Source organism: uncultured Kordia sp., from assembly GCF_947489565.1.
Taxonomy (GTDB): domain Bacteria; phylum Bacteroidota; class Bacteroidia; order Flavobacteriales; family Flavobacteriaceae; genus Kordia.
Map to the genome: position 1 here is coordinate 1 of NZ_CANLEA010000097.1, position 210 is coordinate 210.

Consider the following 210-nt stretch of genomic DNA (forward strand, 5'->3'; position numbering starts at 1 on the left):
AGATGATTATACCACTACTACAGTTACAGCAACGATCCCAGCGGGACAAACCACAGTAGATGTAAGTATTCCAATTACAGATGATACTATCGGTGAACCAACGGAGGACTTTAGTGTAAATGGTACTGTAACCAGTGGCAACACAAGTAACACGAATGATAGTGGAACAGTAACGATCACTGATAACGATACACCAGCAATGAGCGTAGG

General features: G+C 42.4%; 1 protein-coding gene. It reads left to right on the forward strand.

The window, feature by feature from the left end; translation table 11 throughout:
* On the forward strand, nucleotides 1–210 hold a 210-nt coding region (locus tag Q0845_RS27865; protein ID WP_298521257.1), incomplete at both ends, for a hypothetical protein.